Source organism: Roseobacter sp. FCG-D35 (assembly GCF_033436665.1).
Lineage (GTDB): Bacteria > Pseudomonadota > Alphaproteobacteria > Rhodobacterales > Rhodobacteraceae > JAWQFO01.
The window spans coordinates 805000-820100 of sequence record NZ_JAWQFO010000002.1; the positions used below are offsets into that span (position 1 = coordinate 805000).

Genomic DNA, 15101 nt, shown 5'->3' on the forward strand with positions numbered 1-15101 from the left:
AGAGGTTCGAATCCTCTTGGGTCCGCCAGATTTACCAAATTTTCGGTAAAAGGGACGGTAGGCGCCCGTCAGGTCCCGGCGCAGATCCGATCGGCCGGCTGACGGCAATTCAAGCGTTGGATTTCGGTATCGCCGCTATGCGTGGTCTGTCTTCGAGAACCGAGCGCGGCCGCCCGAGAGACATCTCGCCGTGTCCCGGCTTGCCGCGTCAGAGACGGTCCAGCACCGCGCTGACGATCCGGCCGGTCTCTGGCCAGCCGGGCAGGCTGCGGCCCGCGCGCGTCGCATTGGCGGCACAGGTTTGACGCAAGGTGTTGTCGGTCAGCAGCCTGTCGAGCGCTGCGGCAAAGGCCTTCGCATCCTCGCCTTGAACCAGCAGCCCGGCGTTGGCGGGCACCGTGTCCGGGACCGCGCCGACCCGGCAGGACACGATCGGCAGCCCGTAGGACAGCGCCTCGTCGAAGACCATGCCGTAGCCTTCGTAGCGCGTGGCGAGCGCAAAGAGCGTCGCCTCGCGAAACAGCCGGTCGAGTTCTGTGTCACCGATCTTGCCGGCCAGCCGAACCCGACCCCCAAGATTCAGATCGTCGCGCAGGCGCTCGAGACGCTGCATCTCTCCGGGCGCGTGTTCCTTTCCGACGATGACCGCCTGCCAATCCAGGCCGGTAAGGTCGGCAAGCGCGCGCAGCAGAATGTCGTGACCCTTGCGCGGATGCAGGATGCCGACGGACAGAATCAGCGGCGGCGCGGCGGGGCTCCGCCTGGCCGAAGGTGGCCGATCCGTGCCGGGCGGGGCGATGGTGATCGCTTCGGGCGGGGCCCCGTAGCGCTCGACGAGGATGCGTTTGGTATGCGGGCTCGGGACGACGACATGGGACGCGAGACGCAGGTTGTCGCGCTCGGTGCGGAAGAGTTGCTCCGCACGCGCCGGCGCGAGACCGCTTTCAAGCGCCAGAGGGTGATGGATCATCGCCACGACGGGCGCGCGGACCTGCGCGAAGCCCGCGGTTTCCAGAGCGCCGAAGACCAGCCCGTCGACGATGACCGGGATATCCGGCGACAGCGCTGACATCTGTGCCACCGCGTCATCCGTTTCGGCGGCGTCTGGATCGGGAAAGCCGGCGCCGAGCCGAAGATGCTGCATCGGATGCCCCAGCTCTGACAGGGCGCCGAGCAGGCGGCGCTCGTAGATGTAGCCGCCGGTGACGGTCGCGATATCGCCGGGGATCGCGAAGGCGGCTGGGCGTTTCATCGCGCGAGCTGCTCGCTGGCGAAGCGCGCGGCGACGGCGCGTTCGAGGCGGGCCACAAGCCCATGCAGCAGGACAGTCAGCAGCGCCACCACGACGACGCAGGACCACAGCATGTCATAGTCCGACAGCGAGGCCGAAAGCGCCATCAGGCTGCCGATCCCGCGGCCGGTGGCAAGCCATTCGACAACCGTCGTGGCAAGGATCGAGGCCGGAACCGCCATCCGCGCGGCGGCGAAAAACGCAGGCAGCATTGCCGGCACGCGGGCATGCAGCAATTGCCTACCGCGCCCCGCGCCGTAGCTGCGCATGACGTCGAGGATCTGTCCCGGGGCCTGTTTCAGCCCGTAAAGGCAGGCCACAAGCGTCGGAAAGAACACCATCAGCGCGACGAGAGCGATCGTGCCGGCGGCGCCGCGCCCGAGCAGGACGATGACCAAGGGCGCCGTGGTCACGATGGGCACGGAGCGCAGCGTGATCGCCAGCGGCATCGTCACCAGTGCGGCAAGCCGGTTTAGCGAGACGGCGATCGCAAGGCCGGCACCGGCGGCGAGCCCGGCGAGATAGCCGGGCAGCACGAAGACCAGCGTTTCGCCAAGGGCGGTCGTCAGCGTCTGCCGGGTCCCGGCTGCGTCGGTATCGAGAAAGAGCGCTCCGAAAACGTCACCCGGGCGCTTCGCGAAAAAGGGACTGAGATCGAACGCTGTCATCAGCCCCCACCAGGCCGCAAGCACGGTAACAGCCACGACGGACCAGCGCAGCACCGCTCCTGCGATCCGCCCGGAGGTGCCGGTTGGCGGTGCGGATCGCGGCGGGGTGAGGATCACAGGCGGCGGGGCGCGTGTCACGGCCTCGGCCAGCCAGCCGATGGCGAGATAGGCGAGGATCGCGGCGGCCGCCGACAGGGTCGCGATGGCCCAGATCGCGTCGACGTCGAGCGCGCGCATGGCACGGATCGTGAGCACGCCGAGGCCGCGCTCGGCGCCGGTGAACTCTCCCACCATCGCGCCGAGAAAGGCCGCTGGGGCGGCGATCTGCAGTCCGGCGAAGAAGTAGGGCAGGGCGGCGCGGGCGCGCACGTGGACAAGCGCGCTCAGGCGTCCGCCGCCGTATGTCCGCACCAGATCGAACCAGGTCGCCGGTGCAGCCCGCACCCCGACCATCAGGGGCACGAAGGTCGTGTAGTAGACGGCAAGGCCCGCGAGCGTGATCTGTGGCCCCGTGCCCGGACCGAAGAGCACGCGCAGGATGGGGCCGGTCGCAACCAGCGGCAGGCAAAAGACCAGAAGGGCGAGCGCGGACACGAGAGTTTCGCTCCGCGGCACAAGAATGGCGGTTGCGGCCAGCAAAAGTGCCGCGAGATTGCCGATCACGAAGCCCCAGGCGGCGCTTTGCGCTGTCGCGGACAGGGCTCGCATCATCAGGCCCGCGTTTTGCGACAGGTAGGTTGCGACCTCCACAGGCCCCACGATCACGAATGCCGCGCCGAGCGTGCGGGCGGAAAGCTCCCAGCCTGCAACGAGCGCCAGCACGGCAATGGTGACCAGCGGCGGTGATCTGCGGCCCGGCGCCGTTGCGGGACGCGGGGCGTCGAGCGCCGTCATTGCGCGGCAAGTTGCGTCGAGGGACGGTCCATGCCGCGGGCGAGGGCTGCGTTGACCTCTTCGGCGAGTGCGCGGAAGCCGGGATCGTTTGCCAACCCGGCCCGGCGCGGACGGTCCAGCGGAACGGCGATGTCGGCGACGACCTGGGCGGGCCGCGGCGACAGGACGATGATCCGGTCCGACAGCATGACCGCCTCGCTGACCGAATGGGTGACCAGCAGCGTCGTGGCGCGGCGCGCCTCCCAGATCGGCGGAAGATCCTCGGCCAGCGCGCGACGGGTCAACTCGTCCACCGCACCGAAAGGTTCGTCGAGCAGCAGCACGTCCGGCGCGGTCACCATGGCCCGGGCAATCGCGGCGCGTTGGCGCATGCCGCCCGAAAGCGCGGCGGGCCGCGTGTCGCCGAAACCGTCAAGCCCGACAAGCTCGATCAACCGGTCGATGCCCTCGCGGTCGGCGGGCCTCCGCGCCAGTTTCAACGCCAGCGCGATGTTCCCGCGCACGGTCTTCCACGGCAGCAGCGACGGGTCCTGAAAGGCGATGGCAATCCGCCCGCGCGCAGCCAGCGCATGGGGCGGATCGCCACCGATGGTCACCGTTCCCGTGCTCGGCTCTTCCAGCCCGGCGACAAGTCTCAGCAGCGTAGACTTGCCGCAGCCCGAGGGGCCAACAAGTGCCGTGGTCTCGCCCGCGGCAAAGGTCAGATCGACCGGAGACAGTGCCGCCATGTCTCCGAACCGCTTGGCAAGGCCGGTACAGACGATGCCGTTCGTGAGGGCTGTTTCAGCCGCCATGTATCTCTTCGAGAATCGAGCGGTCCCAGAGATCGGGCGTCACGTCGCGACCCAGGAGCGCCAGCGTCTCGATGTTGGCGGCGACGGTCTCTTCGGTCCACCAGCCGAAGCCGTTTTCGTCGGTCAGGTCCGAGAACATCAGCGGCACCTGCCGTTCGGCCTGGAGCTTCTGGGTGTCGAGGTCGAGACCGGCATCGGGGAAGCGCCGAACCGTGAGGTCCGCGGCTGCGTCGGTGTCCGCGCGGTAGGCATCCCAGCCCGCGACCTCACCCGCCATCAGCTTGACGATGTCGGCGCGGCGGTTGGCGAGGCTGTCCTCGGTGGCGATATAGGTCTGCGAATGCACCGCGTAGCCGTGATCGGCCAGCAGCATGGTGCGGCTCTCGACGCCGTTCACGGCCATCGCGACCGGCAGGTCGGTCTCCCAGCAGAGCAGGCAGTCGACCTCGCCGGCGAGCAGCGGCTGGGCGGAGTACTGCGTCGGCACGACCTCGACCGCCGCGGCGTCGACCCCGTTGAGCGTGCAGACCGCTTCGAGCACGGGCGTGTTGGCCAGCGCCATGCCGATGCGCCGTCCGGGCAGGTCTGCGGGTGTCTCGACCGGGTTGCCGGGCAGCGAGGCGATGACGAAGGGGTTCTTCTGCATGGCGACGGCGATGATCTTGAACGGCGCGCCTTCGGCCACGGCGGCGGCGGTGTAATCCGCCGCCGAAATCCCGACGAGAGCCGCGCCGGAGATGACCTGCGGTTCCACGGGCGCATTGGGTCCGCCCTGCATCAGCGTGACCTCGAGCCCGGCATCGCGCCAGAGCCCGCGCTCCTGCGCGATGTAGCTGCCGGCGAATTGCACCGAATGGAGCCAGGACAATTGCAGGCCGGTGGCGGTCTGCGCGCGCAACCTCGGCGCGGTCAGGCCGAGGGCGGCCGCGCCGAGACCGAGAGACAACGCGCTGCGCCGGGAATAGACTTGTCGTGTCATGAAATCACCTCTTGCCGATGCTGTCGGGCCGCATTTGCGGCGATTGGTCGGGGTCGCCCCGTCTTGTCATGAAGGGAACACGCCAGCGTCACTCCTGCCGGATTGCCTCGAATTCGATGATGATGTCGACCGCGTCCCCGACAAAGACCGGCAGCGCATAGGTGCTGCCGAAGTCGCTGCGCAGAACGCTTGCGGTCGCCGAGATCCCGATCGTCTCCTTGCCGTGGCAGCAGGGATAGTCGGCCACCTGGTTGAGCGTGACGTCGAGTGTGACCGGTTGCGTGACACCGCGGATGGTCAGGTCACCCGTGACGGTGCCGGTGGTGTCGGACGCCGGGGTCCCGCCTTCTGCGACGAATGTGATGTCAGGGTTGGCTTCGGCATCGAGAAAGTCGCCTGATCGCACATGGACATCGCGTTCCTCGTGATCGGTGTCGACGCTGGCGGCGCCGATGCGCACCTCGACAGCGCCCAGTTCGCGCGTTTCGGGGTCGTAGGTAAAACTGCCCTCGAGATCGGAAAAGCGCCCCAGCACCTTGGCATACCCGGCGTGCATCACCGTGAAGGCGATCACCGCGTGATCGCGGTCGATCGCCCATGTCGCGGGCTCGGCGCGCAACGCGCTCGTGCCGGCGGCAAGGGCGAGGCTGGCGGCAATCAGGGCGTGTCGCGTCATGTCGGGTCTCCTCAGGTCACGGTGGCGGGGCGCGTGGTGATCGGCGCATCGTCCGGCGCCGCGCGATCCTCGGGGATGTCGAAAAGCCCGCGCGCCCGGCTCCAGCGCCCGAGCGCGGGCGCCGTGGTCAGCGTGGCCAGCGGGATCGCTCCGGCAAGCGCAAGAACGATCGGGGCGGCAAAGGGCAGGGTCCACGGGGCGGCGAGCCCGAGCCAGGCCGCCATCGCGATCCCGGCCAGTGTGTGCGGCCAGAGCGCGCGCGCCGCCTCGGACCATTCCAGCCGGGCGCGGCTGCGTTGCTGCGGTCGCCAGCCCGGGCTGCGCCCGAGAAGAAGCCGCAGGCCGAACAGGGTCAGCGAGAAGGCGACGACGGGGGCCACCAGCATCATCAGCGCGGCTTCGGCGAAAAAGCCGCGCAGCACGCGCCCGCGGCCACCGTAGGCCTCGGCGCTTCGACGTCGTGTCAGCACCTGCGCTACCCCCATGATCTTCGGCATCAGGCTGATCGTCATCAGGATAGCGAAGAAACCCAGACCCATCCAGACCGGCAGGCTGCGCATCTGGTCGGTGGTCGTGGCGACCAGCGTGCCGAGCAGGATGAAGGCCATCCACGCCGGCGCCCCGATGTACATCTGGATCGCGAGCAACAGTTGCATGCGGCTCACCGGCAGCAGCCCGGGCATGCCGAGCAGACGCAGATACTGCATGTTGCCGTTCATCCAGCGCAGCTCGCGCCCGATGAAGTCGACAAGGCTCGGCGGGTTTTCCTCGCGGCTCTCGGACTCCTCGGCCATGACCCGGACCTCGAAGCCCGCGCGGCGCATCAGCACCGCTTCCACCTGGTCGTGACTGAGGATGTGACCGGCCAGCGGGCCGCGTCCCGGCAGCACCGGCAGGCGGCAGTGACGCCGAAACGCCTCGGTCCGGATGATCAGGTTGTGACCCCAGTTCGGCCCGCAATCGGCCTGCCACCAGGCCGCGCCGAGCGTGTATGAGCGCATGCCGTGGCGCATGCCGAACTGGAAAGCGCGGGTGAAGAAGGTCTTGGAGGGCATCCCGGTCACGAGGCTTTGCAGCATTCCGATCTCGGGGCTTTCCTGCATCACCCGGACCATGCGAAACAGCGTTTCGGCGCCCATTTCGCTGTCGGCATCCAGCGGCAGGAAATAGTTGTAGGCGTCACCATCGCTGTCCAGGAAATCGAAGATATTGCCGGCTTTGTAGCCGGTGTTCTCCATGCGTCGGCGATAGTGGATGCGGGCGCCCGGCGCCGCCTTGCGCCAGCGCGCGATCACCTCCGCCTCGGCGGCGGCGACGGCGGCATCGCGGGTGTCGCTCAGGACGTGAAAGGCGAAGTTCGAGGCCCAGGGGCTACGCGCGATCGCGCTTTCGAGACGCTGCAGCCGCGCCCGCCAGGCCTGCGGGTCCTCGTCGCGCACCGGCATCACGATGGCGACCCGCGACGTCAGCGGGGCATCGTCATCGGCAAGCGCGAGGGCAGAGGCGACATACCTGGCTGCCGCGGGGCCATACGCGCGGTCGATCAGCAGGCCGAGAAGGCTGTTCCAGAACCCGACGCAGAGCCAGGGCACGGTCAGGGCGAAACTCGCGAGCATGAGCACTTCGCCCCAGATCAGCCCGCCGCGCATCAGCAGACCCAGCATAAGGGCGTTCAGAACAAGGAAGGACACGAGATTGAGTGCGAGGAAAAGTCGGCGCCTGGACCTCACCGGTGACGCCGTCCAGCCTGGTGCATGCGCCTGCACCTCCGATCGGGGCGCCTCGCTCTCATGCGCGAAACTTTCGTTAAACTGCAATGCGATGCCCCTCGTTCACACGGTATGTCATGGCCCGGAACAACGTTACGGCCAATAACAACTTCGTGCAGACCATCGGGGGAATACGCAACGCGCGGCGTCCGGAACGGCAAACAGCGGGCGAAGAGGGCGGGGCCGAAGCCTTGGCGTGGTCCGTCGCGCAGGTTCAGATGCCGAACTTTTCCCAGCGCTCCTGCGCCTTGACGCGCATGACGCGCCGGGTTGCGTGTTCGATGTTCTCGGCCTCGGGCGGGACTTTCAGGGGAGGCGTTTCCGCGCGCACAGGGTCCTCTTTCGCGGCGGGTTCGGTCTTCGCTTTGTCGTCCATCGTGGTCACTCCGGCACGGGTCACGCAGGCAGCGCCCGGACCGGCGTATCGCGCCTTGGCCGGATGCATCCCGCAAAGTCTAGCCCAGCTTCGTCGGACCACCTAGCGATTCGCGCGAGCGCGGCACGACGCGCCGTCTCACGCGGCGCGGGCGAAGCCCACCAACAACTGCCGCAGCCCGATGACGGCGCCCAGCACGATCGCGGCCAGCGTCAGCGGGGCGCTGAAGGCGAGCACGGAAAACCCTGACAGGCCCTGGCCGACGCTGCAGCCCACCGCGATGACCGCCCCGGCGCCCATCAGAGCCGCGCCCAGCATCTGCCGGCCAAGCTCGCGCGGGTCCTCGCAGGCTTCCCAGCGAAAGTGACCCTTGATGACGCTGCCGGCGAAGGCGCCGACGATCACGCCGGCGACCGATCCGGTGCCGAAACCGACCGAATTGCCATAGGCGGTCATGAAGTAGATCAGGCTCTCGCCGATCGGGGCGGAAAAGCTGTGCGACACGATCCGGGTCGCGGCAAAGCCGTTCTCCGCGACCCAGAACGTCCCGGCCCAGCCCGAGGCGATGGCCAGCCCCACCGCAACCGCCCAGAGGATCGAGCCGGGTTCCCTGCGCAGCGGACCGCTGGCAAGGGCGGCTGCGACGAAGGCGAGGCCGATGGCGAGGCCTGCGATCTCGACGGAAAGACCGGATACACCCGCGACGGCGTGGGCGAAACCCGGTGCATGCGCCGGTGCCGGGTCGACGGGAAACAACGCCATCCGCAGCGCGGCGAACGGGCCTCCGAGCACCGCATAGGCGGAGATGCCCATCACCAGGACGATGACGAAGGCGCGCAGATCGCCGCCGCCGAGGCGGGCCAGCGCGCCGTAGCCACAGTTGCCGGAAAGCGCCATGCCATAGCCGAAGGCGAGCCCGCCGAGACAGCAGGCCAGCGGATTCCATCCGCGTGCAAGATAGAGCGTGTCCTCGAGGCGAAGGTATCCGAGAGCCGACAGAGTGAAGGTGCCAAAGACTGCAATGCCGATGGCGAGGACCCACATCAGGGCGCGACGGCTGCTACCACCGAAAAAGTGGTCTTCGATCGCGCCGAGCGTGCAAAAGCGGCCAAGCCGTGCCGCGAGCCCCAGTAGGATCCCGCCGAATGCGCCGACGCCGGCGACCAGAACCGGTTCGGAAACCATGTCGAGCATGTTTGTTCGTCCTCCGATCGGCTGCGCAAACGTGCAGCCACGCACCGGTCCTCCCCGCGGAACAGGTCCGCGCGTTCGAGTATTCGGTGCCGTTTCGCGTGGGTCAAGCCAAGCGGCCGCGCGGTCAGGCGACCTGGGCCGGCTGCAGCGCCTGCCGGATCGAGGCGGCGAGATCCTCGATCGCGCAGGGCTTGCCGAGGACCGGGGCCGCCACCGCCATGTCCTCGCGCCGGAAGCCCGCGTAGCCCGAGCGGTAGAGCACCGGCATCTGCGGGTGACGATCACGTACCAGCCGCGCAAGATCGTAGCCACCGACACCCCCGGGCATGACGATATCGGTCAGAAGCAGATCAAACCCATCGCCCGCCGCGACCCGGTCGGCGGCTTCGCGTCCCGAACCGGCGCGGATCACGACATAGCCAAGCTGCTCCAGGATATCGCCGGTCAGGCGGAGCAACTCGGGATTGTCCTCGACCAGCAGGATGACCTCGCCCTTGCCCGTCATCGGCGCGGATTGCGGCGCTGGCATCTCGCGGTCCGCGTCGGCGCGGCCGCGCGGCAGGTAAAGCCGCACGGTGCTGCCGATGTCGGGTTCGCTGTAAAGCCGCAGGGCTCCGCCCGACTGCTGCACGAACCCGTAGACCATTGCGAGGCCCAGCCCGGTCCCGAGCGCGGCATCCTTGGTGGTGAAGAACGGATCTGTGGCGCGCCGGCGTACCTCGTCGCTCATCCCGGGGCCGTTGTCGGAAACCGCGAACTCGACGAGCCCTTCTGCCCGGCATGGGTGGTCCTCGACAGCGGCAACACGCGGTGACACCTTGGGGCCGTCCTCGGTGTCGATGCCGCTTTCCAGAGCGGCCACGGCGCGCACCGCGAGCGTGATGCGGTCCCCGGTGCCTGACTGCTTGATCGCGTCGCGGCTGTTCAGGACGAGGTTCAGCAGCGCGTTTTCAAGCTGGTGGATGTCGCAGCAGACATGCGGGGGGTCCGCGCCGATGTCGAAGTCGAACGCGATATCCTCTTCGATCAGCGGTTCGGACAGTTTCCGGAACTCGGCCACGACCTCCTCGACCGACACCGAGCGCACGTCGCCCGGCGACGACCGGGCGAAGGTCAGCAAGCGCTCGGTCAGCGCAGAGCCGCGCCGGACCGAGTGCGCCGCCGTTTCGAGGTAGTCCGCAGCGCGGCGATCCACGCCGGGCCGGACCAGCTGCAGGGCATTGTCGACGGTTGCGAGGATGTTGTTGAAATCATGCGCGACCCCACCGGTCAGCTGTCCCAGCGCATCGAGCCGCGCGGACCGTTCGATCTGCTGGCGGTGTCGCTCCTGTTCGGTAACGTCGTCGACGATCATGACCGCGGCCACGTCGCTATCGTTCGAATCCGGCACCGGCGCGCTCGAGATGCGGACGTAAAGCGGACCTTCGTCCGAGGTGCGCCGCATCAGCGCGATGCGCCCGCGCAACGCCGTGCCCGAGAGCGTCTGCAGCACGGGGTCCGAGGCTGCATCGAAAGGTTGCAAGCCCTCGGGGTCGGCGAAAAAGACGTCCGCCGGCCACTCCACCGGCCCGGTGCCTCCGGCAAGGCCCAGCATCTCGCGCGCCTCGGGGTTGGCGACGCTAATCAGCCCGTCCCGAGTGAGACCGACGACACCGCTGCGGGTGGCGTCCAGCACTGCGCCAAGGCGGTTTCCGACCCGACGGGTCTCGGCGGCGAGACGCTCGGCCCGGCGCCGCGCGCGTACGGTCTGCACCACGAAAGCCGTCGCGATGAGCGCCGCCAGCGCGGCTGTGGCAATCCTGGCCTGACGCACCCGTGCGTCCGTCCAGAAGGACGCGGGGCTAAGCCAGTCGTTGCGCAGATCCGCGTACTGCTCGGAACTGAGATAACCGGGGATCACGGCGTTGAGACGTTCGCGGACGCCGGCAAGTCCGGGCCGAAGGGCGATGGCGCGTTCGCTGACGTGAACCGGCGGCGTAACTTCGTGAAGCTCATCGGCGATCCCTGCCGCCTCGGCCAGCCCCTGGGTGGTCAGGCTGGAATAGATGATCGCGTCGACCTGTCCCGCCCGCAGGGCATCGATGAGTTCGGCGGCACCTTCCAGCACGACGGTGTCGACGCCCGCGCGTGCCTCCATCATCGCAAGGGCAATGTTGTTCTGCGCGACCCCGACACGGCGTCCGTCGAGATCGTCGAGTCCGAAGATCGATTGGCCGTTGCCGGCGCGCGTGAAGATCGAATAGGGCGAGCGCTGGATCGGGCGGGTGAAATCCATGCGCTCACGCCGGGCCGGCGTCACGCTGAGCGGCGGCAGCATGTCGTAGCGGTCGCGGCCCGGACCGAGACCCCAGGCCTCGGACGTGATCGGCACGAAGTTCAACTCGAGTCCGGCCCGCACGGCCAGTTCGCGCAGGGCTTCGACGCCAAAGCCGGTCAGTTCGCCAGCCTCGGTGACCACCTGGTAGGGCGGGAAATGCGCCACTCCGACTGAAAGGACCTGCGGCTCGGGCGCGGGCGGCGAGATCGACCATGTTTCGTACAACTGGTCCAGTTCGCCGCTTTGCCGCAATTGCGCGATCGCCGCGTTCATCGGCTCCAGCAGATCGCGGCGGCTGTCGTGCAGATAGACCACCAGGCTGCCGACCTCGGCCGGTGCACCGGCCAGCACGACCCGCGAGTCGAGGGCGAGATCGCGCAGCGTCGCTTCCATCATCGGAACGGAAAAAAGCACGGCATCGACCTCACCGGCGAGCAGACGGAACAAGGTGTCCCGGATGTTGCTGACCGGTACGAGATCGTTGGCCTCTGCCAGTCCCGGGAAATACGTGTCGAGGCCACGACGTTGGATATAGGCGATGCGTTCTCCGTCGCGCCGTGCCCCGGCGGTCTCGAGGTTTTCACGCAGAACGTAGAATCCGGCACTTTCGTCGGCGACCTTCAGGGTTGCCACGTTGGTCGCCTGAAGCGGCCGCGTGGCCTTGCCCGCGACGGTGATCTGCAGTCTGCCTTCCGATTGTGCGGCGATCAGGTCCGGCCGCGGCAGGGTGCGCAGTCGGATCTCGACACCGGTAATCTCAGACAGGTGGCGGTAAAGATCGGGAACGAATCCCCGAAGCTCGCCTTCGCGGGTTTCGAAGCAGTAGGGCGCGACATTGGCGCAGCCCGCGTCGAGCGAATCTTTGGCCTGTTGCGCGCGCGCGTTTGGCGCGAGGGACGCTGCCAAGAGGATGCATGCCGCATGGACCGCGATACGCCGGATCGGGTTTGACGGCCGAGCGGGACCAGGACCCACGCCGGACACAGTTGAAGACCTGACACAGACAGCCAATCGCCGGGCCAGCCGAGCGCAATACGCGGGGCGAAGCTGATCGGCAATACGACGGATCATGCGGCGCGACCTTTTCTGCTTGGGGACCGCGTGTAGTCCCGCAAACCTTGTCTCTTCATCGCACAGCTCTCCTGAAAATTGTATAACCAAAATCCGAGGGGTTTTCGACACGTCATCGCGGCGTCATTCGGGCGTGACAGCGTCGGCGCGGATGCTCATTGTCGGGATGACCGATCGGGCGTGGCCGGAGGCGCAAGGAGCACAGGATGGCAAAAGACGATCCGGAGGACCTGAACGCGGCCGAATGGCTCGAGGAGGAACTGCACGAGTCGCTCGACGAGGATCACGAGCTTGATCTGGAGGACGTGGCGCTCAGCCAGGAGGTGCGGCGCATCTATCGCAAGGCGCATCCGCGCTCGCTCGACCGGCGCGATTACCTGCCCGAGTTACTGCGCCTGCAGGCCGAACTGATCAAGCTTCAGGACTGGGTGGTCCATCACAACGAGAAGATCGTGGTGATCTTCGAAGGCCGCGACAGCGCCGGCAAGGGCGGGGTGATCAAGCGCATCACGCAACGCCTCAATCCGCGGGTCTGCCGGGTGGTCGCCTTGCCCGCGCCGAGCGACCGCGAGAAAAGCCAGTGGTATTTCCAGCGCTACGTGCCGCATCTGCCCGCCGGCGGCGAGATCGTGCTCTTCGACCGGTCCTGGTACAACCGCTCCGGGGTCGAACGGGTCATGGGGTTCGCGAGCGACGACGAGGTCGCGCAGTTCTTCAACGACGTCCCCGAGTTCGAGCGCATGCTCGTCCGCTCCGGCGTGCGGCTCATCAAATACTGGTTCTCGATCACCGACGAGGAACAGCAGTTGCGCTTCATGCTGCGCATCCACGATCCGCTGAAACAGTGGAAGCTGTCGCCGATGGACCTGCAGTCGCGGGTGCGCTGGGAAGATTACACCAAGGCCAAGGAAGAGACCTTCGCACGCACGAACATTTCCGAAGCGCCGTGGTACATCGTTCCCGGCAACGACAAGAAACGCGCGCGGCTGAACTGTATCGACCACTTCCTGTCGCTCGTGCCCTACGAGGCCGTCCCGCACGACGAGGTGACGCTGCCCGACCGGGTGTACAATTCCGAATACGAGCGCGCCGTGCTGCCCGCCGAACTCTACGTGCCTTCGAAATACTGACGACCGGCCCGGAGACGCCGTTTCGCGCACAACGTGGGATTCTTTCGCGCAGGGGGCGATAACTACCCCCGAAACGCGAATTGGCACCAGTTTGACACAATTCGACCGCATGCTTTCCGCATTTCGTTTGCAACCTGTGATTAGGGGCATCCGTCCCGGACAATCGAGGATGTGCAGAATGCTCGTTCAGGATATGACATTGATCGCCGGATTGCTGAGTGACGGCGAACCGGTCGACCTCGAAACCAGCCGGCGCCATGCAATTGCATATCTCGCCGAATGCGGAGCACCCGTAACCAGAATCGAACGACGTGAAGCGCATGTCGTGCGCTTGTGCTGCGACAGGCTGGACGTCGATCTGGCGAAGGTCGCCTCCGACGGGCTGGACGAACTTGCGATCACGGTGATCTTTCCCGCCTCAGAAGAGGTGACGCGGCCCGAGCGCGTTCTGGCCGGGCTGGCCGCCACGCTGGCCGTGCGCGGCGGTTTTGCGGCCGTGCGATGGCTCGAACCCGAAACTGTGTTCCCGGCGACCGACTTTGCCGAACTTCTGGGTTTCGCGGAAGTCGCCGCGCCGGTCTGTGCGCGTCACCCTCAGCCTGCGCCCCGCGCGAAAACGCATCGCCCGTGTACTACGGCGGCCCCGGTCCGTACCGAAAGCGCGATACCGGGCGCCCCCGTGACGCTTCGGCGGCCGAGCCTTGATGGCGCGGCGCGCACGCGCCGTCCCGAGCCGCGCCTTGCCGCCGCGGCGTCGACGCTGACGGGCGGACAGGACAGACCTGGGCGCCCGCCCGAGACCGCACCGACACGGCGCGCCGAAATGCGCCTGCGCGGCGCCTTCCGCAGAGAACCGGCGCAGCCCAGGGACGTCTCCGTGGCGACCCGGCGCCTGGCTGCCGTGTTCGCGGTCGCAATGGCCTGGCCCGCGACCTCCATGCTCGTGCTGCTGCATCGCCTCGGCACCGGCGCCTGAGGCGCGGGTGCCCTGCGGCCGGAGCGAATTTCCATCGCGCTCGCCCGAGGCTGTGCTAAGGCAGGGCCATGACGCAGGACGCCCCGGACACGACCGCACAGCCGCCCGCCTACCTGACTACACGCGAAGTGGCGGACCTGATCCGCGTCAAGGAACGCAAGGTCTACGACCTCGCGACGGCCGGCGAGATCCCGCACCGCCGGGTCACCGGAAAGCTGCTGTTCCCCGCCGCCGAGATCGCGCGCTGGATCGAGGGCGGCGACGCCACCTCCGACGCGCCGCGCCCGCCGGTTCTGGCGGGGTCGCACGATCCACTGCTGGACTGGGCGGTACGCGAATCCGCCTCGGGCCTCGCGACGCTCTTCGACGGCAGCACCAGCGGTCTAGACGCGTTTGTCGAAGGCCGGGCCGCGCTTTGCGGCCTGCACCTGCCGGATGACGCGGGCTGGAACGTGGGGCCGGTTTCGCGCCGCAACCTGCGCGATTGCGTGCTGCTGGGCTGGGCCGTGCGTGCGCGCGGCCTGCTGCTGCGCCCCGGCCTAGCCGATGCGGTCAGGTCGTTCGCGGATCTCGCCGGCCGCACCGTGGTCATGCGCCAGCCCGGGTCAGGCGCCGAGGCTCTGTTCCGGCATCTTCTGACGCGCGAGAGCTTCGGCCCGGACGCGATCCGACAGGCCGCCGGAGTGGCCCGAACCGAAAGCGACGCGGCTGCAGCGGTGGCGGCGGGCGAGGGCGATGCCGCGATCGGCCTGGAGGCCATGGCCCGGCAGTTCGGCCTCGCCTTCCTGCCGCTGGTGTCCGAGCGCTTTGACCTGCTGGTCGATCGCCACGCCTATTTCACCGAGCCGGTCCAGGCGCTGGTGCGCTTCTCGCGCTCCGAGATCGTTGCCGAGAAGGCGCAGGCGCTGGGCGGTTATGACCTTTCCGAGATGGGTGCCGTGCGCTGGAACGCCGGCTGACCGCCGG

Annotated in this window: 12 protein-coding genes; 3 read left to right on the plus strand and 9 right to left on the minus strand. The window is 67.8% G+C overall.

Annotated elements, in window-relative coordinates; all coding sequences use genetic code 11:
• Nucleotides 1–208 precede the first annotated feature (208 nt).
• From R5H30_RS08070 to R5H30_RS08110, 9 genes are all read right to left on the minus strand, one after another.
• Nucleotides 209–1252 carry a glycosyltransferase family 4 protein gene (locus R5H30_RS08070; RefSeq protein ID WP_318327657.1) on the minus strand — a complete coding sequence of 348 codons (1044 nt, stop codon included), beginning with the start codon at nt 1250–1252 and terminating at the stop codon, nt 209–211.
• On the minus strand, nt 1249–2853 hold the full coding sequence (locus tag R5H30_RS08075; protein ID WP_318327658.1) for an ABC transporter permease: 1605 nt from the start codon (nt 2851–2853) through the stop codon (nt 1249–1251). The genes R5H30_RS08070 and R5H30_RS08075 overlap by 4 nt, the downstream gene beginning before the upstream one ends.
• Complete coding sequence (locus tag R5H30_RS08080) at nt 2850–3647, minus strand: ABC transporter ATP-binding protein (protein ID WP_318327659.1); 798 nt, start codon at nt 3645–3647, stop codon at nt 2850–2852. Before R5H30_RS08080 ends, R5H30_RS08075 begins: the two co-directional genes overlap by 4 nt.
• Nucleotides 3637–4626: an ABC transporter substrate-binding protein gene (locus R5H30_RS08085; RefSeq protein ID WP_318327660.1), complete on the minus strand. Its 990-nt coding sequence runs from the start codon at nt 4624–4626 to the stop codon at nt 3637–3639. Before R5H30_RS08085 ends, R5H30_RS08080 begins: the two co-directional genes overlap by 11 nt.
• An 88-nt stretch (nt 4627–4714) precedes the next feature.
• Complete coding sequence (locus R5H30_RS08090) at nt 4715–5302, minus strand: YceI family protein (protein ID WP_318327662.1); 588 nt, start codon at nt 5300–5302, stop codon at nt 4715–4717.
• 11 nt (nt 5303–5313) lie between these two features.
• Nucleotides 5314–7068 carry a glucans biosynthesis glucosyltransferase MdoH gene (gene mdoH / locus R5H30_RS08095; protein WP_318327745.1) on the minus strand — a complete coding sequence of 585 codons (1755 nt, stop codon included), beginning with the start codon at nt 7066–7068 and terminating at the stop codon, nt 5314–5316.
• Between the two features lie 217 nt (nt 7069–7285).
• Nucleotides 7286–7447 carry a hypothetical protein gene (locus tag R5H30_RS08100; RefSeq protein ID WP_318327663.1) on the minus strand — a complete coding sequence of 54 codons (162 nt, stop codon included), beginning with the start codon at nt 7445–7447 and terminating at the stop codon, nt 7286–7288.
• Nucleotides 7448–7585: 138 nt separating this feature from the next.
• Nucleotides 7586–8641 (minus strand): YeeE/YedE family protein, encoded by a 1056-nt coding sequence (locus tag R5H30_RS08105; protein WP_318327664.1) that lies wholly within the window; start codon nt 8639–8641, stop codon nt 7586–7588.
• Between the two features lie 124 nt (nt 8642–8765).
• Nucleotides 8766–11864 (minus strand): transporter substrate-binding domain-containing protein, encoded by a 3099-nt coding sequence (locus R5H30_RS08110; protein ID WP_318327665.1) that lies wholly within the window; start codon nt 11862–11864, stop codon nt 8766–8768.
• 371 nt (nt 11865–12235) lie between these two features.
• Between R5H30_RS08110 and ppk2 the strand changes: the two genes are divergently transcribed.
• The 3 genes from ppk2 to R5H30_RS08125 all read left to right on the plus strand — a co-directional run bounded on the left by ppk2 (nt 12236) and on the right by R5H30_RS08125 (nt 15094).
• A complete protein-coding gene (gene ppk2, locus R5H30_RS08115; protein ID WP_318327666.1) occupies nt 12236–13159 on the plus strand; it encodes a polyphosphate kinase 2 in 924 nt (307 codons plus the stop codon).
• A 178-nt stretch (nt 13160–13337) separates the two neighbouring features.
• Nucleotides 13338–14135, plus strand: a complete 798-nt coding sequence (locus R5H30_RS08120) for a hypothetical protein (protein WP_318327667.1) — start codon at nt 13338–13340, stop codon at nt 14133–14135.
• A 68-nt stretch (nt 14136–14203) separates the two neighbouring features.
• Nucleotides 14204–15094 (plus strand): substrate-binding domain-containing protein, encoded by an 891-nt coding sequence (locus R5H30_RS08125; RefSeq protein WP_318327668.1) that lies wholly within the window; start codon nt 14204–14206, stop codon nt 15092–15094.
• Nucleotides 15095–15101 lie beyond the last annotated feature (7 nt).